Source organism: Desulfitobacterium nosdiversum (assembly GCF_049860565.1).
In the GTDB taxonomy this organism is placed as follows: Bacteria; Bacillota; Desulfitobacteriia; order Desulfitobacteriales; family Desulfitobacteriaceae; genus Desulfitobacterium_A; species Desulfitobacterium_A nosdiversum.
On record NZ_CP172056.1, the window covers coordinates 4,108,224 to 4,129,086 of the forward strand.

At 41.4% G+C, this 20,863-nt stretch carries 23 protein-coding genes; 1 reads left to right on the top strand and 22 read right to left on the bottom strand.

Features of this window, described 5'->3' with window-relative positions; all coding sequences use genetic code 11:
* Positions 1–33: 33 nt before the first annotated feature.
* The 22 genes from ACHOLT_RS19965 to ACHOLT_RS20070 form a co-directional block, all read right to left on the bottom strand.
* Complete coding sequence (locus ACHOLT_RS19965; protein ID WP_425804310.1) at positions 34–561, bottom strand: cytochrome c3 family protein; 528 nt, start codon at positions 559–561, stop codon at positions 34–36.
* 176 nt (positions 562–737) lie between these two features.
* Positions 738–1,166: a c-type cytochrome gene (locus ACHOLT_RS19970; protein WP_425804313.1), complete on the bottom strand. Its 429-nt coding sequence runs from the start codon at positions 1,164–1,166 to the stop codon at positions 738–740.
* Positions 1,167–1,196: 30 nt separating this feature from the next.
* Positions 1,197–2,348 (bottom strand): ABC transporter permease, encoded by a 1,152-nt coding sequence (locus ACHOLT_RS19975; RefSeq protein ID WP_425804315.1) that lies wholly within the window; start codon positions 2,346–2,348, stop codon positions 1,197–1,199.
* A gap of 22 nt (positions 2,349–2,370) precedes the next feature.
* On the bottom strand, positions 2,371–3,510 hold the full coding sequence (locus ACHOLT_RS19980; protein WP_425804317.1) for a WD40/YVTN/BNR-like repeat-containing protein: 1,140 nt from the start codon (positions 3,508–3,510) through the stop codon (positions 2,371–2,373).
* A 54-nt stretch (positions 3,511–3,564) separates the two neighbouring features.
* Positions 3,565–3,987 carry a hypothetical protein gene (locus ACHOLT_RS19985; protein WP_425804320.1) on the bottom strand — a complete coding sequence of 141 codons (423 nt, stop codon included), beginning with the start codon at positions 3,985–3,987 and terminating at the stop codon, positions 3,565–3,567.
* Complete coding sequence (locus ACHOLT_RS19990) at positions 3,984–4,673, bottom strand: ABC transporter ATP-binding protein (RefSeq protein WP_425804323.1); 690 nt, start codon at positions 4,671–4,673, stop codon at positions 3,984–3,986. Before ACHOLT_RS19990 ends, ACHOLT_RS19985 begins: the two co-directional genes overlap by 4 nt.
* A gap of 2 nt (positions 4,674–4,675) precedes the next feature.
* Positions 4,676–5,884 (bottom strand): ABC transporter permease, encoded by a 1,209-nt coding sequence (locus ACHOLT_RS19995; protein ID WP_425804326.1) that lies wholly within the window; start codon positions 5,882–5,884, stop codon positions 4,676–4,678.
* Between the two features lie 41 nt (positions 5,885–5,925).
* Positions 5,926–6,336 carry a FixH family protein gene (locus tag ACHOLT_RS20000; RefSeq protein ID WP_425804329.1) on the bottom strand — a complete coding sequence of 137 codons (411 nt, stop codon included), beginning with the start codon at positions 6,334–6,336 and terminating at the stop codon, positions 5,926–5,928.
* A 30-nt stretch (positions 6,337–6,366) separates the two neighbouring features.
* Positions 6,367–6,942, bottom strand: a complete 576-nt coding sequence (locus tag ACHOLT_RS20005; protein ID WP_425804331.1) for a hypothetical protein — start codon at positions 6,940–6,942, stop codon at positions 6,367–6,369.
* Complete coding sequence (locus ACHOLT_RS20010; protein WP_425804333.1) at positions 6,939–7,604, bottom strand: cytochrome b N-terminal domain-containing protein; 666 nt, start codon at positions 7,602–7,604, stop codon at positions 6,939–6,941. Before ACHOLT_RS20010 ends, ACHOLT_RS20005 begins: the two co-directional genes overlap by 4 nt.
* 17 nt (positions 7,605–7,621) lie before the next feature.
* A complete protein-coding gene (locus ACHOLT_RS20015; protein ID WP_425804335.1) occupies positions 7,622–9,220 on the bottom strand; it encodes a beta-propeller fold lactonase family protein in 1,599 nt (532 codons plus the stop codon).
* Between the two features lie 235 nt (positions 9,221–9,455).
* The gene (locus tag ACHOLT_RS20020; protein ID WP_425804337.1) at positions 9,456–10,844 is read right to left on the bottom strand and encodes a sigma-54-dependent transcriptional regulator; all 1,389 of its coding nucleotides are present in this window, start codon (positions 10,842–10,844) and stop codon (positions 9,456–9,458) included.
* Complete coding sequence (locus ACHOLT_RS20025) at positions 10,837–12,111, bottom strand: ATP-binding protein (protein ID WP_425808193.1); 1,275 nt, start codon at positions 12,109–12,111, stop codon at positions 10,837–10,839. The genes ACHOLT_RS20020 and ACHOLT_RS20025 overlap by 8 nt, the downstream gene beginning before the upstream one ends.
* Positions 12,111–13,739 (bottom strand): ASKHA domain-containing protein, encoded by a 1,629-nt coding sequence (locus ACHOLT_RS20030; protein WP_425804339.1) that lies wholly within the window; start codon positions 13,737–13,739, stop codon positions 12,111–12,113. The genes ACHOLT_RS20025 and ACHOLT_RS20030 overlap by 1 nt, the downstream gene beginning before the upstream one ends.
* Positions 13,740–13,744: 5 nt before the next feature.
* The gene (locus tag ACHOLT_RS20035; protein ID WP_425804341.1) at positions 13,745–14,755 is read right to left on the bottom strand and encodes a uroporphyrinogen decarboxylase family protein; all 1,011 of its coding nucleotides are present in this window, start codon (positions 14,753–14,755) and stop codon (positions 13,745–13,747) included.
* Positions 14,752–15,387: a cobalamin B12-binding domain-containing protein gene (locus ACHOLT_RS20040; protein ID WP_425804343.1), complete on the bottom strand. Its 636-nt coding sequence runs from the start codon at positions 15,385–15,387 to the stop codon at positions 14,752–14,754. Before ACHOLT_RS20040 ends, ACHOLT_RS20035 begins: the two co-directional genes overlap by 4 nt.
* Positions 15,388–15,615: 228 nt before the next feature.
* The gene (locus tag ACHOLT_RS20045; RefSeq protein ID WP_425804345.1) at positions 15,616–16,020 is read right to left on the bottom strand and encodes a hemerythrin domain-containing protein; all 405 of its coding nucleotides are present in this window, start codon (positions 16,018–16,020) and stop codon (positions 15,616–15,618) included.
* A 75-nt stretch (positions 16,021–16,095) separates the two neighbouring features.
* The gene (locus ACHOLT_RS20050; protein ID WP_425804347.1) at positions 16,096–16,338 is read right to left on the bottom strand and encodes a hypothetical protein; all 243 of its coding nucleotides are present in this window, start codon (positions 16,336–16,338) and stop codon (positions 16,096–16,098) included.
* A gap of 47 nt (positions 16,339–16,385) precedes the next feature.
* Entirely contained in the window at positions 16,386–17,177 is a 792-nt protein-coding gene (locus ACHOLT_RS20055) for a 4Fe-4S binding protein (RefSeq protein ID WP_425804350.1), read from the bottom strand.
* A 168-nt stretch (positions 17,178–17,345) separates the two neighbouring features.
* Positions 17,346–17,894 carry a hypothetical protein gene (locus ACHOLT_RS20060; protein WP_425804352.1) on the bottom strand — a complete coding sequence of 183 codons (549 nt, stop codon included), beginning with the start codon at positions 17,892–17,894 and terminating at the stop codon, positions 17,346–17,348.
* 113 nt (positions 17,895–18,007) lie between these two features.
* The gene (locus tag ACHOLT_RS20065; RefSeq protein WP_425804355.1) at positions 18,008–18,685 is read right to left on the bottom strand and encodes a response regulator; all 678 of its coding nucleotides are present in this window, start codon (positions 18,683–18,685) and stop codon (positions 18,008–18,010) included.
* Positions 18,654–19,487 carry a sensor histidine kinase gene (locus ACHOLT_RS20070; protein WP_425804357.1) on the bottom strand — a complete coding sequence of 278 codons (834 nt, stop codon included), beginning with the start codon at positions 19,485–19,487 and terminating at the stop codon, positions 18,654–18,656. The genes ACHOLT_RS20065 and ACHOLT_RS20070 overlap by 32 nt, the downstream gene beginning before the upstream one ends.
* Positions 19,488–19,800: 313 nt before the next feature.
* Between ACHOLT_RS20070 and ACHOLT_RS20075 the strand changes: the two genes are divergently transcribed.
* Entirely contained in the window at positions 19,801–20,706 is a 906-nt protein-coding gene (locus ACHOLT_RS20075; RefSeq protein WP_425804360.1) for a uroporphyrinogen decarboxylase family protein, read from the top strand.
* Positions 20,707–20,863 lie beyond the last annotated feature (157 nt).

The window sequence follows — 20,863 nt, forward strand, 5'->3', positions numbered from 1 at the left end:
TTGATTTTTACGTCAAAAAGACGTTATTATGTTTTACTTCTTATGCCCAACATTCTGATGACAGGTTAAACATGAAACATTATCACTAAGAATTTTGGAGTGATCCATTTTAGGAGCTAAGGGACCCGTCTTTTGTCTAATATCTTTAGCCTGAGGATAGTCTTGAGTTCGGTTACCCGTATGACAGGAAATACACGTGGCGACATTAAACCTAGCTACAATTTTATCCGGAACTTGATCCGTAGCCTGTAGATACACTTCATGAAGTCCGCCGATTTTACGCTTGACATACCCTACGGTTCCGGGATCTGCATGGCAATTTAAGCATTCCACTTGATTATGAGGGCCTGCACTCCAAGCTGTTACCTGTGGCTTAATTTGGTGACAGCTGGCGCAAAAATCGGGTTTTGAAGTATAGTGCATTCCTACGGTTGCAGCTATTGCTAACAAAGCGAGACTTGAAAACGTAATTAAAAAGATCTTTTTAAATTTTGGGCTTACCCCCTTTGCCGTGTTTTTTGTTTCATTCACGAGTTCCAACTTTTGCTCTTCGTTCGCCAATCTCTTCCACTCCTTAAACTCTCTCTACATCCACATAAATCGTAATCTTTCTATGCAACGTCTTAGTTTTTTAAATTGATTGAAGAGGGAGCCAGTTACCTAACTCCCTAAGCCCCCAAATTTTTGTTTATAAAAATTATCAGTGTTAGGCCGCCTAATGCGATGATGCTTTCAGCTTACTTCTTCAGATCAGCTACAAATTGGGCGACAGCGTTTAACTCATCATTACTGAGCGTTCCTTCATAGCCCATCATTCCCTTGTTCATATTTCCCTTTTTCGTAAAGTCGAGGACGGTTGCTTTATCTCTTTTTTTGTCATTAAGGGCTAGAGCTGATCCTCCTTTTCCGTCCTCTCCATGGCAGCTTGCACAATTTTTAGCAAAAATATCTTTTCCGCTTGCCGCAGCGGTTTGAGCACCTGAAGCTTGTGACGCCGGAGCTTGTGTTGATGGAGTTTGAGCCGCCGGAGCTTGTTGTGCTGAAGCAGACTGCTGCGGCTGATTTGGCTGTTGTGTCGACGCAGTGGATGAACCGCAGCCGGCAGTAATGGCAACAGTACCTAAAATTAAAGTGACAAGCAATCCTCTTTTAACCCTGTTTTTCATTCAATATTTACCTCCAAAATTTTGTTTGTATCATTCTCCTTGGCGAATCGCATCATAAGGATCAAGTTTTAAGATCTGCCAAAGAGGGAATACCGCCGCCATTCCGCCCATAATAAGTGCACATAAAATTCCGCTCATTGCTACAACAAGTTGATAGGTAAATGGCGGAGCTTGAAACACAAATCCAGGAGCATTCATAAAGCGAACCACAACATAAAATGCAAGAATTCCCAACACCAGGCCCAATAAGGCACCCATTAAAGCAAGAATAAATGCCTCGCCATAAATCAATTTTGAAATCTGGCGTTTCGTTGCTCCCATAGCCTGGAAAAGACCTAAATCTCGTTTTTGTTCATGAACGGACAGATTAAACATTGAGCCCAGAATGAGCATCATCGCAGCGAGAATGAAGATTCCCGCATAAAGCAGACTCTTTCCTTTCAATATCCCCGTCAATTGCGAGCTCAGCGTATTGCTCATTTCCGTCCGTGTAATGACTTCAATTTGGGCAACATTCGTTTGTAATATATTTGCATACTGGTCTAAGGGAACATCACGTTGAGTTTTTACACTCATCCAGGAGTAGCCTTTGCTTATCTCCTCTTTTGTGTAGGGCTTAAACACGGAGGTATCAAGATAGCTTCCCGATTCGTCCATAATGCCCGCTATTTGGTAACTCTGTTCCCCCAGAGTCAATTTATCTCCAACCTTTAAAGGGCTACCCGTTCGATTGATAAGATTTTTCCCGATAATAACCTGATCTTGTTCCTGATTTCCCTGAAGAGGATTCATAAGCCAAGGTTTGACGGTAAAGTCTGTTTGGGGATCATATCCAAGTAAGGTTGCCTTCTGATCCCCGATCGAATAATTTCCAAGATAAACTTGAGGAGAAATCGCCTCAACCCCCGCAATTTTTTGAATCTCCGGCAAAGCTTTAAGGGGTATTTTCCCTTCATGTGCAGGTCCTTGAGTGGCCTGTTCAAGTCCGCCTTCTTTCGCTCCCATGGGAAGAATAGCAAGGTCTGCACCCATACGGGAACTATTCATCTCGATGGCCTGCCCCATGGATTGGCTAAAATTAAGAATGATATACAGCGCACCTGTCGCAATCAGCAACGCCAAAATAATGATGCTATTCTTACCCATCCGTCCTTTAATGGATGCTGCAATCAAATCGAGCATGTTTTTTTCCCCCAATGACGGTTTACCAAGCATATTTCTGTTTTTCTTTTCCTTTGCGGCGTTTGCGTAATATCAACCAAATGACTAAACCGACGAGAATGGCTCCCGCTGTACCTCCGGCAGTCCACCAGACCCATTTGGGAATGACCGATATTTTAGCCTTTAAGCTATTCCATTCTTGGTCGGTATACGTATAAATACCGTTCGGTGTTCCGGATAAAAGAAGCGGCGCATCCTTCTGCGGGATAAGAACGAGCGCATGCAGAAATTCGTTGGCCAGTCCGGCATTAATATCCGTCCAATTTATCCCGCCATCGATGCTTCGATATATTCCTCCTAATGTCGAAGCATAAACGACATTTGAGTTTTGCGGATACCGAACTAGCCGGAATATGGTGACACTGCTCAACGCCTTTGAAGCTTGCCAATGTGCTCCGCCATCATTCGTGTAAAACACTCCGCCGTAAACATCGCCCACATATAAATCGGTCGGCGTTACCGCATTATAGGTTCCCGCAATGATACGCTCCGGATTTTTGGGATCAATGGATAAGGTAAAAATACTCAAGGAGGGCAACCCTGTATTGATGTCTTTCCAGCTCACTCCGCCATTGGTGCTCTTAAACACACCGTCATTGCCCGTAGCAGCATACACGGTTGAAGGATCCTGAGGATTAAAAGCAATATCATTGACGTTGGTATACGGTTTAAAACCCGAGGTAGGCGACCATTTACTTCCTGCATTGCTCGTGATGCAAACTCCGCCTTTAATTCCCGCATAGAGCGTATTGGAATCCTTTGGGTGAAAAACAAGAGTCCGCACGTTTAACGTAGGCAACCCGTCATTTTGAGCGACCCAGGTTTCTCCGCCATCTACCGATTTAAAAATACCTTCCCCGTCATAGCATACAAAAATGTTTTTACTATTCGTTGGATTAATCGCAATCGACGTGGCTTCACTTGCCGGCAGGCCTTTGTTTATTGAATGCCAGGTTGTCCCTGAATCCGAACTCATTTGCAGGCCCTGGGTTGTAGCAGCATAGAGTGTCTCTGAACGTGCCGGGTCAACAGCAAGATCCATAATTCCTACCTTTTCTAAAGCGAGTTGACTCCAGCTATTCGTATTCGCCAAAACCTGACTTGGAAAGATTGCTGTCATCATAAATAGACTTATTAATAGGAGCCCCATCAGTTTTTTCATGTATCTTCCTCTTCTTTACGGATTAGTAATTTTCCAAGCTCGATTTTCCCAGACGAGGTTAAAGGTTCCCTCACCTTTGTATTTACCAAAATCCGTGGTTACAGCATAGGAAACCTTAACAACTGCCGTTTTCGCCTTTTTATCTACTATTGACTCAACAGGCTTGATTTCCATATCTTTGCCGTAATTATTCACTCGGTCCGTAAATTGTTTAATGGTCTCATGGTATTGGGTTGAACTCGCCAGTTGATATGCATTCTGATAATCCTTTTGGTGAATGGCGGTAAAGTACTTATTGACGACCGTTTCGGGGGGATCCCAATTCGTCGTGAGAAGAAAATATCCTCCAACTCCGGCAAGTATGACCACAACAAGCCCTGCCAGCCACAAGCCCCATTTTTCTTTAAGTTTTAAATTAAGTTTTAGATTAAATTTCAAATTAGCTCTCCCCCTTTTTCATAAGGGGTCAATACACCGTTTCTCATCGTCATGACTTTATTCCCAATATGGGCATAGTCTAAGGCGTGGGTCACCATAACAATCGTCGTTCCTTGCTCGTTGATCTTTTTAAAGAGCTGCATTATGGCTTGTTCCGTTTTTTCATCCAGGTCCCCGGTGGGTTCATCAATAAAGAGTACATCCGGTTTATTGATCAGAGAGCGGGCAATGGCCACTCGCCGTTGCTGCCCACCCGAAAGCTGGCTTGGAAATGACTGCTCTTTATCCGAAATCTCAACCGTCTCTAAAAGTTGACGCGCTCTATTCTGATCTTCGAGAGTTGGACGTTTTCCGCCAAAAGAGAGCGGTAAAAGCAGATTATCGATAACTCGAAGTGTTGGAATGAGACTTGCGAACTGAAAAATAAAACCGAACTTTTCGTTTCTGACCCGGGCAAGTTCAGGCTCTGATAAAGTCCAGAGGTCGATTCCATCCATAAGGACTTTGCCCGTTGTCGGTCGCGTCAACCCTCCCATCACACTGATCAGCGTTGTTTTCCCGCTGCCTGAGCGACCGGTGAAAATTAAGAAGTCACCTTGGGCTACTTCGAGATTGATATTTTCAAAGGCCTTAACGGTTTGGTTTTTGTCCTGATAAATTTTAGAAAGATTTTCAACAGTGATCATTCTTATTTTCCTCCCCGGATTGCTTGCAGAGGTTCAAGTCTACTTATTTGCAGCGCAGCATAAAACCCGCCTAAAATACCCATGAAAACAGTAGCCAGCAAACCTAGACCAACAGCACCCGCGAAATAGCTCCAGTGCGGCCAGATATAGAGATTCCCCATGAATTTCCCGAGAAAATCACGTGCAAAATAGATGCCTAAGCTGCTGCCTAATAAGCCGATAATTCCGCCGATTCCTGAGATCAATCCGCTTTCCGTTAAAATCATGCGGAAAATGTATCGACGGTTAGCCCCCATTGCTCCCATTAACCCGAATTCTCGAATCCGTTGCTGAATCGAAAGGGTAAACAGGATACTGACGAGGAACAGCGCGACTAACCCAAGAATTCCGCCGACAACTCCCAATGTATTGGATAAATGGCTTAACTGCTGCTCAAGGTTGCGCGTCAGTTCATTCGAAGGGATAACATCAACCTCTGGAATTGCTTGGGAAATCGTTTTGGCAACAGTCAGAGGATTTTGTCCGGGTGCCGCTTGAGCAAGTACAACGGAAATTTGGTTGGATTTAACAGCTACCGGATAGAGCGGACTCCCCTGAACAAGTTTCAAGGCCGTGTCCATTGGCATGAAAACAGTGTAGTCCGTACCCAAGCCCGTCGGTTCTAAAATACCCGCTACCGAGAATGACTTGCCTAAGAAGATCAGGGTTTGGCCAATCGCTTTTGTCGGAATACCCACAACGCTCGATATGACCCTGGCACCGACAATAATCTGATTGGGTTCAAGCTGCCCTTTGATGTTATTGAGCAACCAAGGTTTAATTGTAAAATCTTTATTCGGGTCATACCCTACCATGTGAACCATGGAAATGCAGCAAGGAGAATCCAAACTTCGAAGATAGAGCTGCGATGCAGTCCCCTTGACTCCGGAAACACGCGCTACTTTTTCTTCGACCGATTTGTCCATATAAAAGGTTGATGGTGTGCCGGAGATTAAAGATGTCTTGGCACTTGCCGCTTGCCCTTTAGGTACGATAATGAGATCGGCTCCCAAGCGTTTTTGCACGACACCCAGAGTATCCTGCACTCCGCGAGCAAGTACCGCCGCTCCGAGCAAAGTGCTCGAAGCGAGGGTAATGCTTAGGACCATCACCAATGTTCGGAACAAGTTTCTCCGTAAGTTTTGCTTAGCGAGATAAAGTGTAATGCCCATGATTTTAGTCCTCTTACTTTAAACTTTGATGTTACTGTCATCTACTGATTGATGGTAAAGTCCAGCGGAACCTTAACGGCAGGTTCACTTCCCTGATGTATACTCAGCTCAACTCTCCATTGACCTCCATGGGGTATTTGGAGAAGACTTGTATATTGATCTCCATCCCCATTAAAATCAATCTTTTGAGGATATCCCTGCATGACCATCGAAGGCATAGAAAGCTCGCCTTCGATGGTCAGATTCTTGACCGGTTTTCCTTGTGAATCCATGACCTTGAGGATCACAGGATTCGCACCGGGAATTTTATTGGTAACCATAGAAATCTTTAAACCGTTGACTTCTTTATTCATTTCGACCCTTGGCTCCTGGTTTTGTGCAGTCGTTCCGCAGCCCATCAAAAACAACGCCAGCACAAAAAGCATCGTCAGAAATAAAGTTTTCTTGTGCATTTTTAGTCCCTCACATTTCGGAATGACGAATTACCACCGCGGTACACTCTGAGAATTCACATCAACAAGCCACCAATACTGTGGGCTTTGATAATGAATAGCCAACCATTTGTTATCAAAGGTCGTTGTTATTTTAGAAACTTCAGTCGGGACTTCGGAAAACGTTTTACCGAAGCCTGATTTATGGCAGGCTGTACACCCCCATATTGGAGAAGTACTCCCCGTATGAAAGGTAAATACCGAGATCAGAAGGACTGAGCCCAGCGCCACAGTCAATACAGCTGCCCGCTGCTTCTTCTTCGTCCATTTCTGATCTAAAAATGGCAGCAGGAACATTCCGCCGAAAATCAGGACCGGAATGACAACGGTTCCGATGAGTTCCTCCCAGCCCCTTAAATAACGGGTAATTTGGAAGGGGAAAAAGAATAACCAATCCGGCTGGGGAATAAAGGACGTAAACACGGGATCCGTATCTTGTTGGGCTTTCACACCAAACTTCGCCAGTAAAATCATGACGGCTAGGGTGATGATCGTCACCGCAAGATGCTTTTTGAACTGTTTAGGAAAAAAGGGTTCTAGCTCTTCTCCTTCATATTTTGTGGTCACTTCAGCTTCCTCCCCTCTCTCGGGGCTACACCGAGACGCCGAATCAGGGCAAAATGGCTGATTAAACCTACGCAGATCAGAAGAGGCAAAATAACAACATGTGTTGCAAAATATCGAAATACCGGAATTTGATCATTCAGTCCTGACGAAAGCAGGTAGCCATTAATCCATTGACCCAGAAGCGGAATATTTAACGCCGAGTTGCGAATGCTCAGCACTTCCCAATACGCCCGAACATCCCAGGGAAGCAGGTAGCCTGTAATGACAAAACCTAAGGTCAATATAAGCAGCCCTTCGCCAATCCACCAAAGTCCTCTCCGCGGTTCGCGGTAGGCCTTAAAAAGGAAAACCCGAACAGCGTGAGCTATGACAAAGATAACCAGCATAAAGGCGCTCCAGCGGTGCAAGCTGCGGAAAAAATGCCCCATAAAGATCGTATTTTCAATTTGGCTTATGCTTTTCCACGCATCTTGAGCAGTCGGTATATAGAAAAAGGTAAGGTAAATTCCCGAAATGAGCTGCAGTAAGAAAAGGAGAAAAGCAATTCCTCCAAAACTGTAGGACCAGTTCACCCATTTCGGGACAGGGGAAAATAAACGTTCGACTTTACTTCTTAAAGTTAATCTTGGTTCCAAAACGTTACCCGTCTTATCCAACACCATGAGTTACTCCTTCATCATTATTGTTCAACGTTAAACCAGCCCCGCATCTCAAGATGGAGCGGTCCGCAGAAGTAACTGCAATAATAAGCGAATTTACCGGCTTTATCTGCCGTAAACTCAAAGACAACGGATTTTCCTTCAGGCACACCCCAGTTTGTCTGCAATCCATATTCGTTGATGATAAAGCCATGCATTGGAGCAGGGTCATTGGTCATTGCCGTTTTCTTATCCGTGTTGGTCAAAATAATCCTTACCTTATCCCCTTTATGAACCGTTACATTATCCGGTTTCATCCCGTAACTAAATTCTTGCATATGGATTTCGACGACACCGTCGTCCTTCTTGTAAACACCAGGCGCTGTTTTATCTTCAGGGATCAAGGTCGCTTTAACTTGGGGATCTTTATGAGGCGCTTGGAGAACAGTTTCACCTTCTGAACCGACTTCTGCACCTTCATATCCTTTAACCATATCCGCAGCAATAATTTTAGCGTTATGAGGTTCCGGAATCGTTGGGGCAACATTGACGACTTTATCTGTGCTGGTATCGATCAATTCGACGTTGCTTGGGTCTTGGTTCGTGGTGGCACCAGGGAACATTCCTGTCGAAAATTTGTTTATGGACAAGACATATTTCCCGTCGGGAGTAATCTGCAAATGGCCCGGACGATAATGGACCGGGATTTTCTTCACCATTTCCAAGGTCGACATATCAATTTTGGCGATGGCGTTATCGACGAAAAGGGTGGTATAAGCGTATTTCCCGTCCGGAGTAAAGACATTATGCAGAGGTCCCGGTGCCGCACTCTTAGCAAATCCATCAACAGCTGCCGTTAAGTCTATGTTTTTAATGACTTCCATTTTCGAAATATCAATAATCGGCAAATTGCCGGAGAGCTTACCGTCTACCACTGCATATTTATTGTCCGCAGTGATATCAATACCATGGGGATTCTTTCCTGCAGGGATGAATTTGACTTCTTTAAACGAATCCACATCGAGGACATGCACACCGCTCTTATAATAGTCTGTAGCTAGACAGTATTTGCCGTCTTTCGTAACCGCTAAATAGTCCGGAGAGCTGTCCGTTCCGCCGGAAACGTCGATTTCCTCGACCTTATCCGTTGTTAAATCGATTTTGGCCATCTTTCCTGAGAGTTCACCCGTTGCGAAAAGGTATTTGCCATCTGGAGTTATGGCAATATGGTGAGGTCCAAACGGTCCGGGGATATTGATTTTCTTGACAAGCTCTTGCGTCTGGATATTGATAACACCTACCGAACTATCCCCCTTATCATTCAAATAAAGATATTTCCCATCGGGAGTACCGTTTGTCCCCCCTTTATTTGAACCGCTAAAAACAGGTTCGTGGGTATCGACTCCGACCGGAATAAGCCGCAGCGTTTTTAAGCTTGGGATACCGATGACTTCAGCAGAACCCGATATTCCGCCAGAGAAGAAACCGATGTACTTGTCCGGTCCAAGGTTTGAGTTGGTCCCTGACGGAAGCTGAGGACTATTGTTGGCTGTCGCCGCAGGTTTTGCCTGTCCGCACCCGGCGAGAACCAAGCTGCTCATGACAAGCGCAGAAACACTAATGACCCATTTTTTCTTCATTGAGTTTGCCACCTTTCTTTTTTTGTTATATAAGTCACAAATGCAGTTTTAAATATAGCAAGTTTAATGCCAAATAACTTTTAAGAAATTAAAATTTTTAAGTTCACAAAATCTTCATGAATTCTCTACGTTTTCTTTAAAAAATAAAGTTGAGAAATATATATTCTATAAAAAAGTGAGGCATCCATGTCTCACACTGTGACATGGACGCCTCAGACATAAATGTCCCACTTATTCATTTCGCATGGAGTTGGTATTTATTAATGAGCCGGTGAATTGTCTTACGATTGATCTTTGCTTTTTCGGCAGCCTGACTTATATTCCAATGATATTGATTAAGAAGCTCAGTCAGATATTGCTGTTCAAAGCGTTCAATCCATTGTTCCTTAGCTTCGCAAAACCCTTGTTCTAAGCTAAACTCTGATGGTAATAGATCCTGTTCTATAAGTGAAAAGCCCTCTTTAGACAGCAGCTCCGTTGGAAGGTCCTTTAAGCTGATAATGCCCTTATCTGCAAGGATTGCCGACCGTTCAATTACGTTTTTTAGTTCTCGCACATTTCCAGGCCAAGGATAATCTTCGAGTGCATTCAGTACTTCACGACCAAGCTTGATGTTTAAATGATTGCGTTGGTTAAATTGCTCCAAGAAGTGCTGAGCTAGAATTTGAATATCTCCTTGTCGTTTACGTAAAGGAGGAAGCTGTACTGTAATTCCATTGAGACGGAAGTATAAATCTTCTCGGAAATGCTTTTGACGAATTTCTTCCAGTAAGTCTCGATTGGTTGCCGAAACAATCCTGATATCCACTTCGATTTGTTTTGTTCCTCCCACTCTTCGAAAAGTCTTCTCTTGGAGCACTCGAAGAAGTTTAACCTGAAGCCGTGGACTTAATTCACCGATCTCATCAAGGAACAGTGTTCCTCCATCGGCAACTTCGATCAGGCCAAGTTTAGTTCCAGCCGCCCCGGTAAAAGCTCCACGTTCATGGCCAAAAAGTTCGCTTTCAAGCAATTCCTCCGATAGAGCAGCACAGTCAACGGGTATAAATGGCTGAAAACAACGCTGGCTGTTAAAATGAAGACTCCGCGCAATCAATTCCTTCCCCGTACCGCTTTCTCCTTGGATTAAAACATGGGTGTCCATCGGAGCAACTCTTCTCACTAACTCAAATGTTTTTTTCAATTCAGGGCTTTGACCTACAATTTCTCCAACGTTTTTCGTTTGTAATTCATGTTTGAGATGGGCATTTTCTTCTTTCAGCCTTCTCTGCTCTAAAGCTCTTTCAACAATAACCCTTAATTGATCCCCTGAAAAAGGCTTTGCGATAAAATCATAAGCTCCGTTTTTAATCGCTTCCACAGCATGGGCTATCGTTCCAAAACCAGTGATCATAATAACCAGAAGATCAGGGTTCCAGGCTTTTGCCTCTGACAATAAGTCCATGCCGCTTATTCCCGGCATCATAAGATCCGTTAAAACAAGAGCGGGGCTTTCTGATTTGAGCATTTCAAGTCCTTTTTCACCCTCTGTTGCAATTAAAGTCTCTACCCCAAGCGGTCTAAGCAGCCTTGAAATATTTTGGGCCATATCCAATTCATCATCAACAATAAGTACTTTAAACATTTTTTTCACCACTTTTAAAAACCGGCAAGGAAACCTTAACACAGGTTCCTTCTCCTACTTTACTCTCGGCTTGAATTTTCCCTTGATTTTCTTCAACTAATTTGTAGGAGATGGCCAGCCCTAAACCTGTCCCTCTTCCAATAGCCTTAGTCGTATAAAAGGGATCAAAAATTTTATTTAATTGTTCTGGCTTAATTCCACACCCGGTATCAATGACTTCGACGTTTACCCACTCGAGATCGTTGTTGGAAATAATATATATCTTTCCGCCCTGAGGCATTGCATCCTCACAGTTTTGAATCAGATTAAATAAAACCTGTTGTATCTGATTACTGTTCCCCCAAATATCACATATATTGAGTCCGAGCTCATGACTGAGCTCAATTCCTTTTTTCTTTAAATGTTTATACCACAGGTTCTTCGTTTCGAGTATAACATCATTCAAATTAAACACATTCTTCTCTTCAACCGGCAGCCGCGCAAAAGATAAAAGGGATCGTGTAACCCGGGCAATCTTGTTCGCTTGATTCATAATTACATTTAAATCTTCTATAACAGGCTCGGGCAGTTTGCCTTCTTTCCGTTCCTTATCATCAAGCAACATACATTCCACTCTCAAGGCGATAATCCCAATCGGATTGTTAATTTCATGGGCTATGTCTGCAGAGAGCCGACCTGTTGCCGCAAGTTTTTCCGATTGAATAAGTTGGTTTTGTGTTCGTTTAAGATCAAAATTAGCTCGTAACAACTCCTTCTTTTCATCCTGAAGTTGGGTAAATAAAATCCACTGATGAATCGCTGTTCCTGCCAAATTTGCCATAACCAATAAAGCTTCCAAAATATCATGTGTAAAAAAGTCTTTACTCGGACTATTCAAAGTCAAAACTCCCAATACCCGACCTTCTTCCATAATAGGAAGACTTGCATATGCTTGAATATTTGCCGGGAGAATATGATTCGAACAGCCTTTATCTTTTTCCGTATCCTGAACAATAATAGGAAGAGCATGGGCAGAAATCCAACAATCCTCAAAATTACAATTCTTATAGCGAGAATGGTTCTGTGTCAAGTTATTAAAAACCTTTTGATAATTTCCTTCGAGGATACAGAACGTTGTATAGGCCGGGGCATATAGTTTGTCAAGCTCATCACTGAGAAGCTCAAGATTTTCCTCCAGCGAACCCGTAAGAAAGCCCATAAAATTATTGATTTTCAAAAGAGCTTGATAAACTTTTCGGCTGAAATTTTGGTCGTTTAGCATTTTCATCACCTAACTCCAAAACTCGGATACTCTTCATGCGGCAAAAACAGAGCACGGATAAATTCCTTTTCGAACTCCGAATGCATTGCCAAATTAATCACTTCTGTTTTTGACTGAAGTTTTACGAGTTCAGCTTGAGACTTCGATGAAATTAAGCAAAGACGTGCGCCATCACCTGCAGCATTTCCAACCATTGTTATGCGCTCTGGGTCAAACATTGGGATAAGTCCAATGCTCAAGGCTTGATTAACAGGCAGATGTGAACCAAAGGCCCCTGCAATATAAACCTTTGAAACGTCCTCGGGCTGAATTCCAAACTTCGCTGCCAAAATGACCGTTCCTGCAAAAATTGCGGCTTTTGCTTTTTGCAATTCGCCAATATCTTTTTCAGTTAAACCTACGGAGATACCCTGAATCTCTAAAAGAAATGCAGGGCTATTATTAATTGATCCGTTAGGCTGCAATAATCGGCCTCGCTTATTAACCCTTCCTGTTCTGAGAAGTTCTGCTAAGAGGCTGACCGCTCCACTGCCGCATAATCCCTGAGGTTGAAGATGATGAATGGTTCGTATCGAAGGCTTCTCTCCTGAAAGACTAACCAGATCAATAGCTCCAGGCTGAGCACGCATTCCGCAGCTTAAGGCCCCCCCTTCAAAAGCAGGACCGGCACTCGTGGACGAAACGAAAATTTTATCCTTATTGCCTAAGGCAATTTCATTATTCGTTCCTAAGTCAAGATACAAAAATACTTCGGAGGATTGATGCAGACCCGCTGCAAGCAGCCCAGCCAACAAATCGCTCCCAACAAACCCTCCCGCTAAGGGTAATATATCCACTTCTGTTTCGGGACGAAGTCCAGATAAAATATGTGTTCGTATTTCTTTTAGTGTTAATGTGAGCCACTCCGTCGTTCGTGGGGAAAAGGGGAGTTCCGTTAAGGAGGCCAAGTCGTATCCAAGCAGACAATCATGCATTACCGAATTTCCGACAACACTTATTCGCCGCACATTCTGAATATTACCCTTAGCATTACGAAGTAAAGTAATAATTAAATGATCGATTCCTTCAAAAAGTGCTTTCTGCAAGGCTTCGAATCCACCGGATTTCAATGCATAATGAAGCCTGCTCATGATATCAGCTCCATAAGCCATTTGAGGATTAGGAACGGCGGCAGAACCCAAACATTTCTGTGTTTTCATATTATGCAAATATCCTGCCAGCGTTGTAGTCCCTAAATCTAAAGCAATTCCCAGGTCATAATCGTTATAAACAATCTCCCGGCGAGGAGGATATTGACTAAGGTCAAGTCCATTTGCCCCTTCTTTTGATGCTGGAGTCCAATCCCTTAAACTCTCCTCAGGAATCCAAACCTTAATATCATCCCAAACAGTGGTTAAACAGGCTAATCGATATCCTTCATTAATCTGTTTTTGGCTTAAACATAATTTTTCTGTCAAAGTTATTTCATTTATTCCCAGAGCATCCGGCTTCACTCGACATTTTCCACAAGCTCCATTACCGGAACACAGCGTATTTATAGGGATTCCCGCTGCACGAGCACTTTGTAAAATATTCTCTCCTTCATTAACTTCGATTTTTATATCCATAGGTAAAAAGTGAATTTGAGGGCACATTGACTTTAAACCCTCCCGACTATGTTCAGAAAATCATGGATTCGTTCGGGCCTGGCATCAAAGGGAATATCACATCCCGTTCCCAGGATAAACCCGCTCTTGCGACGCTTGGCTAGAGTAGATTGAGTCTGAATCAATAAATTTTCATTATTATTATTGGTAAATAGCAAAGGGTTAATATTACCGATAACCGCCTTATTGTTAAGGATCTCCTGAGCCTCAATTAATTCAACCGGAGAATCCAGCGTGATTAGATCGACAGGTAAGTCATGGATTGTCGGTAATATTGAAGTTGTCTTTCCTGTGATTTGCAGCCACACTAAGTCCTTTTCTTGGGTTTTTATTTCATTAACTAATTGCTTAAGATGAGGGAAAATCATATTATTAAACGTAGATTTTGGAAAAACGTTTGGAGAAGCAGAAGGATCATTGATTAGAACAGCAGAAACCCCAGTTGCCAGGATAGCCTGAGCAAAGGATTTAGCAATTTGTGTCGTAAAATTCAACAGCAGGTTAAATGCCTCGGGGTTGTCCACGAGTAAATAGATCGAATTCTCAATTCCAAAAATTTGAGTCGCCAAAGTAGTCGGTCCTAAGCATTGCCCAATAATAAAATGTTCTCCCTGATCCTTTTCCACCAGCCGTTCACAAACTTCGAGCACCACTGGCATTCGACCATCCCGTCTTAAGTTGGGAGGTTCCAGAGACAAAATCTCTTTCCAGTCTGTAATCAATGGATTTACTATGCTGGGATATTCTGAATCGGAGTAAGCAATAGATGCTCCCATCGCTTCTGCTTCAACACAAAAATCAAGGAATCCAAATAAGACATCGTTTTTAAGTAAATGCGCCGTATGATACTGGGCTTCAGCTGCAGTTTGCGCATCCGTTAGATACCGATGCAAAGGAAATCCCATGAGTTTCGCCGCTAAACCTCCAATTTGCAGAAAAATAGGACGTTCATCGGTTTCTCTGAAGCTAATTTCAGCGAGCACTCGTTCAATAGCATTCATCATTCTACCTTCTCTTCTCTCTGAAGATAATGTAATCCGTCAAAGGCATCTGTAGCGACATAATCTACTTGGAGCTCTTCTTTAGAAAACTGCTGTAACGCTGCACCACCGGCAACAATCTTTATCCCCAGACCCTTTTCCACTTTGAGTTCATGAATTTTTCGCACATAAGGGGCGACCACACTGATTAAGCCGGAAACAAATATATAGTTCGCCTTTTCACGAATTGCCGCATCAATAAAGTGTTCAGCTTCAACATCTTTTCCAAGATCAATTATTCGATAACCTGAAGTTCGAAGAATAATTCTGACAACATGCTTACCGAGTTCATGAATATCTCCTTTAATTGTTCCAAGAATAATCGTAACATTTTTTGTTACTAATTCTTCTTGCTCTAAATGCTTTGCCACAACATTATCCATAACATCCATCATCGCCCGACCTGCCAACATAATCTCTAAAAGATTAAAATCATCGGAGGTACATTTGACATCGAGTGCCTGAAGTGCAGGTAAAAGTCCACGCTGCACAATATCATAAACTTCTGTACCCTCAGCTATTAATTTTTCTGCTAAAACAACCGCAGTCTTATTGTCCCCTTCAATGACAGTTTGAATAAACGTATTGAGTAGCATGATGTCTCCTTATTCCCTTCAGTCGGTTTTTTACCTATTTCTTTAAACTTTTTTGGGATAAAGATCTGCAAAATTCTGTTTTTAGTTTTATTTTAACCTGACTAAGGACTTTTTTAAATACATCCTGTCGAAATCTTTATTTACACTTCACTATTATGAAGAAAAAAGCCATAATCCTTTTAAGAAGGTTTACAGCTTAAAAAATAAGATTTAACTTTACACTAAAAATTATACAAGCGGATATAATTTTTGATCTTCCGTATTTAAACGATTTTCTAATGCGACAGCTATTCTCTTGGATTCCGCAATAAACTTTTGAGGTTCTTGCTTAATCTTCGAAGCGAGCATATATGTATGTTTATACTCCATAAATTCAGCAGATAAAGATCCCATTTCTTTATCGAGCTGTTCAGCGATTTTTCTTACTTTTTCATTGCTTGAACTCTTTAAAAATGGATAAAGGTGTTCATCCTCTGATTTTAAATGAAGAACTAAAATTCCGGAAAGTTTGCCAATCTTTAAAGATAAGTCAAAAGCCTGGCCAGTCACATCACCTGAACTTATCCCATGCTCAATCTCTTTAACCAGTTGACGAATTGTAGTATGTTGATTTTTTAAAAGATCCATATTCATAATATTTCCCTCCTTCCAAAACAAGCATACCTTAATCAGAAAAGTGCTACAGTGATTCATATCACAGAAATAATGTTAATAGTTATACATGCTGATAATAAAAATAATAAGTCCTACAATTGTTATCCCTAGAATAATTTGTTGCACATGGCCTCGATGCTTTACAAGAAACGGACTCGCAATTAAGACGAGACCTGCTGCAGTACAACTTTGACAAGACCTGCAATTTCCGCTGCATCCAGTACGCTGAAAAGAAGCCAAAGCAGTGGTTAAACCAATTGTTACACCCGTGAGATTCTGAATAGCTTTGTTACTCATCTTAGAAAAATTATTCTTTATGTGAAGCATAGGTCAGTCTCTCTCCCTTACTTGCCTGTATCTGCAGTAACAACATTGTCAAGTTCAAAACGTTTATTCGTCTCCGCTGCACCCTTACCATAGCTCAATGCCCCACGTGGACAAGCAGATACACAATCAAGACATGCATTGCAAGTATGCGGGCTAATAGATACTCTTTTTTCTTGATCTTCCTTAGTAATAGACCATGTAGAGCACGCTTTAATACAAGAACTGCAACCACTGCATTTTGAGCTGTCATATTTAAGTTTGTAGGTAAAGCCAAATTTAGCCCCAATTACGTAGAATAATGACTGAACTGCCCCTACTGGGCAACCAAAGTTGCACCATCCACGACCACCCTTCATAAATAAACCAAAGAGGAAAAACCAAAGCCCTGTGGTAATAATCATGGTAGTGCTCCAGTAGGCTATTTGTTGCCAATCACCGGTTAACCCACTAATGAACCTCTGAAAAATACCATAGTTACAGAAAGCGCAACCTATACTTCCGCCTAAAAACGGGGTAAGAATATACCCTGCCAAAAATCCATAACGAATTGGCATTGGATTTACTTTTCCGGAAAAATCAATTTTAAAACGATCAGGTACTAATTTACTTAAGTACTCAGTAATAGCTCCTGCCGCACATAACCAACCGCAAAAAAGCGGTCCAAAGAAGAAGGCAACACCTAGGATTACAAAGAAACCTATATAAACGGGATTAGTAACAAAACGAGACCACTGTGAAGGATCAAATAGCCAGTTAATCTGCATACGAAGACAGAGATTATGAACAGCACTTACTTCAGAATTATTCATAAAAAATTTGATCACCCGTATAAGTAAAGCAAAGGGTGCATAAAAGAGAAGAACCCCCATAATATAAGAGCTCAACCGTAAATAAAAGTGTCTTTTCTGATTATGCTTATTGTTTGAGTTGCAATTAGACATTAAATTCATCCTTTCTTTACCATTTAGAATATATGATTACGGGTTACAACAGTCTTTATTGTCACTCGTTACGCCATTTGAGTTTATAAGATCAATGGGTACATCAGCTAATTGCTCTTTCGAGTTATAATCAAGGACTTTCAAATTGCCTTTATAAATAACAGGATTACTTCTCAATTCCTTAGGGACATTAAAAAGCATTCCCACGGCAATCTGCTCACCTGGCTTGAGTGAACGCGCCAAAACATGATTTTTTTCATCCCAAGCCTTATCCGTAATGTTCCACATCACCGGCAAGGAATTATCCGTCAATTCAAATTGTAAAGTGATATCCTTCTTGGTTTTATTTACTATTCCGTGAGTACTTACCTGAATAAGACCTGGCTGTATTATTTTCTTTAAAAAGCCTTCTCCTTTAAGATCCACCGTAACAGGCTTTATCTTAGCTGTACCCTGTTGGGATAAACTTAAGTTAAAAGAGCCTGACTCGTTTACACTGCTCTTGTAGTACCCCGCACCTAAAACCAGACTTAAACTGAGTAAAGCTAAAACTGTTCCTATAACCCTGTTTTTACGTTTATCCATTTGGTTCCCTCCCATTTTCTCTACTTGGAATCTATGCGCATCATTAATTTAACAAAAGATAGCCCGGCTGAAATGACTCAACCGAGCTATCTTTCTTTATAAACCATAATTCCTTAGGCTAATTGGTTCTGCTTTTTCTGAAAGCTATCATAAGTTAATCCGTGTCGAATTGCATATGCCGCCATCTGTACCCTATTCTCACAATATAACTTTTCTAAAATATTTTTAATATGATTTTTAACGGTATTTTCCGTAATGATTAAGTGTTCAGCGATCTGCTTATTGGTTTTACCTGCCTCTACACAAGAAATGATTTCCCGTTCTCGTAGAGTAAGTATACTTGGACTAGGTTCGTTTATATTACATTCAGAACGAAAACAATGAAACACACGTCCTGCTATTTCACGGGGGACTTCCGTATCTTCGGTTAATAAAGAGTGTAAATACGTTATCCAATCCTCTGGTTCCATATTTTTAAGCAAATACCCTTGTGCCCCAAACTGGACAGCCGTGAAAAGATCCCCTACATCCTGAGATACGCTTAAAATAACGATTCGAATATTAGGAAAAGTACGTTTTACAAGTCGTGTTGCTTCCAACCCATTACAATTTGGCATATTAATATCCATTAAAACGAGATCGGGATGCAAATCTTTACAAAGCTTAAACGCTTCTTTGCCGTCCGCTGCTTCACCCACAATTATAAAAGATGCGTCGCCTTCAAGCAGACTGAGTATGGCCTTACGAGCTAAAGGATGATCATCCGCAATTAGAATACGATATTGTTTCATTACTTTTCCCTCCTTTCTCAACCCTTAAAAATAGTTTTGTTCCACCCGTTTTCTGTTGAGAAATCGAAAAAGCTGCTCCAAGCTGTAATGCTCGCTCATGCATCATTGTCATTCCATATTTTGAAATTATGAGATCTGGATTCTGAATTCCGCAGCCATTATCTGTTATGATTAATTGCCATCCCTTGTTATTTGTTAGAAGCTGAATACTGGCATGCCTAGCTTTTGAGTGCTTGCGGATATTTGTAAATGCTTCTTGGATTACTCCAAAAAGCTGCACATCCTCCCCGGGTGAAAAGTATTTATTCGGAAGATTAATTTCCTGAACCACTTCTATCCCCGTAAGCGTACTCCATTCTTGCAGCCATTTACCGAGACGCTCGGTTAGAGAACACCCTTCTTCAGGGGTATAGCGCAAATTAAAAATGGCTTGGCGAACATGATTATTAATTTCTGAAACAGCAGTTTGCGCTTCAGCGATTTTTCCCTGCTTCAATTTGATATTGAGAAAGAAGAGAGTTTGAGCAATTCCATCATGAAGCTCACGAGCGAGTCGGTTTCTTTCCTCATATACCGCCCGTCTAGCCTGCTCTTTCGAAAGGCGTTCATTCATCTCTCGAATTGTACGGAACATCCATGAAGCATAGATATACGAAATAAGAAAGGTAAGTAAGGTAATATAGTGATTGCCCATTTCCATGGACAAATAAGGAAGTAGGAAATAGTGCCGAATGTACTCAAATCCGCCGATGATTAAAGTAGGGAGAATAATCGTAAATATTTGCAGTCTTTTGTAAGTCATTCAATGATCACTCCATATTAAATCTTCATCAAAAAGCTATAAGAAATAGCTTTTTGATGAAGTATTTTTAAATAATGTTAATAAGCAAAATTGATGCCATCGCTAAAATTTAGATATTGGAATCTAATATTCAGTACTATGGCGCTATTCATTGTTTTCATCCGCATCGATCGGGACATCAAAGTCCCAAAACGTGTCATTGATATCTCAGTCCTAAATAAAGGTGTTTTTCGTCAATAAGCGAAATATAATTCAACTTTAAAAGTAACTAGCAGCTTTCTTATTCGATTAACTTTTGGAAAGGAGGCCTTTAATGATATCCAAAAGCCTTAATTCCCGTGAACAAGTGAAAAAGCTTATTCAAACAGGGAAAGCCGATAAAATTCTCAAGGGTGAGCTTGTAATAGATAATGAAATTGTAAAAAGCAGTTTAGGCTGTGAATACGTTGGTTTTGAAGAAAAAAAGTGTTTTGTCGAATCCTTGGGTCTTGATTTAATCACTGTTTCTCCACACTCAATGGATGAATATCAAATCAAAAACTTCAAAACTGAAGACTACCCAATGCTCGATTTACGGAATTGGATAACTCGAACTAAATATTTTACCTTTGCTATTATTGATGGAGCCTTTGAACAAGGAATTCAGACATGGGGACTTGAGAAGTTTTTTCATCTCGTAAAAGAACGGTCCTCATCGCTAGAGGAATGGATTCAAACGATTGAAAAGATTAACCTTAATTTGATTCGGAAATTAGCAGCGGAAGGCACAGACGGGATCATTATTGCTGATGATATTGCCTATGCTGGAGGGTTAATAGCTAGTCCTCAGAGCTTCAGAAATTATTTTATTCCATCACTTGTACATCAAGTTGAAGAGATCAAGCGAAATGGACTAATTGCTTTTTATCATTCGGATGGAAACTATCAGAAGGTTTTACAGGATATCGTCAAGGCAGGTTTTGATGGATTGCACTGTATTGATAGAAATTCAAAAATGGACATTTCTCAATTGCAGAAAGAAGTTGGTCCGAATATTTGCCTTTGGGGACACTTAGACGTTCAGGATTTAGAAGAAGTCGCTCATAATCCTAATCAATTAAAACAAAAGAAGCAATGGATTAAAGAACTGGCATCAGAACATCGGTTATTATTAGGGACAAGCAGCGGCCTGTTTCAAGGAATAAATATACAAGGGTTACACGCACTTTATCAAATTTAGTACCACACTTCGTTTATACGGCATTTTTAATAATCCTTATAGTAACCTTTTAGTAAGAATATCGTAAAAAGATGACTACGGCTGTCTAACCGAACCCTCTACATAATTTTCATCACCTTGCCTCCTAGTCCAGTTCCTCGTCGGAAATAAGTTCTCC

Coding starts and splice junctions, on each gene's coding strand:
- ACHOLT_RS19980 (WP_425804317.1), bottom strand. CDS start 3,510: ATGATGACAGCAATCTTTCCAAGTCAGGTTTTGGCGAATACGAATAGC.
- ACHOLT_RS19990 (WP_425804323.1), bottom strand. CDS start 4,673: ATGATCACTGTTGAAAATCTTTCTAAAATTTATCAGGACAAAAACCAA.
- ACHOLT_RS20035 (WP_425804341.1), bottom strand. CDS start 14,755: ATGATGAATGCTATTGAACGAGTGCTCGCTGAAATTAGCTTCAGAGAA.
- ACHOLT_RS20025 (WP_425808193.1), bottom strand. CDS start 12,111: ATGAAAATGCTAAACGACCAAAATTTCAGCCGAAAAGTTTATCAAGCT.
- ACHOLT_RS19975 (WP_425804315.1), bottom strand. CDS start 2,348: ATGCTCGATTTGATTGCAGCATCCATTAAAGGACGGATGGGTAAGAAT.
- ACHOLT_RS20010 (WP_425804333.1), bottom strand. CDS start 7,604: ATGGTGTTGGATAAGACGGGTAACGTTTTGGAACCAAGATTAACTTTA.
- ACHOLT_RS20040 (WP_425804343.1), bottom strand. CDS start 15,387: ATGCTACTCAATACGTTTATTCAAACTGTCATTGAAGGGGACAATAAG.
- ACHOLT_RS19995 (WP_425804326.1), bottom strand. CDS start 5,884: ATGGGCATTACACTTTATCTCGCTAAGCAAAACTTACGGAGAAACTTG.
- ACHOLT_RS20045 (WP_425804345.1), bottom strand. CDS start 16,020: ATGAATATGGATCTTTTAAAAAATCAACATACTACAATTCGTCAACTG.
- ACHOLT_RS20015 (WP_425804335.1), bottom strand. CDS start 9,220: ATGAAGAAAAAATGGGTCATTAGTGTTTCTGCGCTTGTCATGAGCAGC.
- ACHOLT_RS20050 (WP_425804347.1), bottom strand. CDS start 16,338: ATGAGTAACAAAGCTATTCAGAATCTCACGGGTGTAACAATTGGTTTA.
- ACHOLT_RS20055 (WP_425804350.1), bottom strand. CDS start 17,177: ATGAATAATTCTGAAGTAAGTGCTGTTCATAATCTCTGTCTTCGTATG.
- ACHOLT_RS20075 (WP_425804360.1), top strand. CDS start 19,801: ATGATATCCAAAAGCCTTAATTCCCGTGAACAAGTGAAAAAGCTTATT.
- ACHOLT_RS20070 (WP_425804357.1), bottom strand. CDS start 19,487: ATGACTTACAAAAGACTGCAAATATTTACGATTATTCTCCCTACTTTA.
- ACHOLT_RS19970 (WP_425804313.1), bottom strand. CDS start 1,166: ATGAAAAACAGGGTTAAAAGAGGATTGCTTGTCACTTTAATTTTAGGT.
- ACHOLT_RS20000 (WP_425804329.1), bottom strand. CDS start 6,336: ATGCACAAGAAAACTTTATTTCTGACGATGCTTTTTGTGCTGGCGTTG.
- ACHOLT_RS20020 (WP_425804337.1), bottom strand. CDS start 10,844: ATGTTTAAAGTACTTATTGTTGATGATGAATTGGATATGGCCCAAAAT.
- ACHOLT_RS20065 (WP_425804355.1), bottom strand. CDS start 18,685: ATGAAACAATATCGTATTCTAATTGCGGATGATCATCCTTTAGCTCGT.
- ACHOLT_RS20030 (WP_425804339.1), bottom strand. CDS start 13,739: ATGTGCCCTCAAATTCACTTTTTACCTATGGATATAAAAATCGAAGTT.
- ACHOLT_RS20060 (WP_425804352.1), bottom strand. CDS start 17,894: ATGGATAAACGTAAAAACAGGGTTATAGGAACAGTTTTAGCTTTACTC.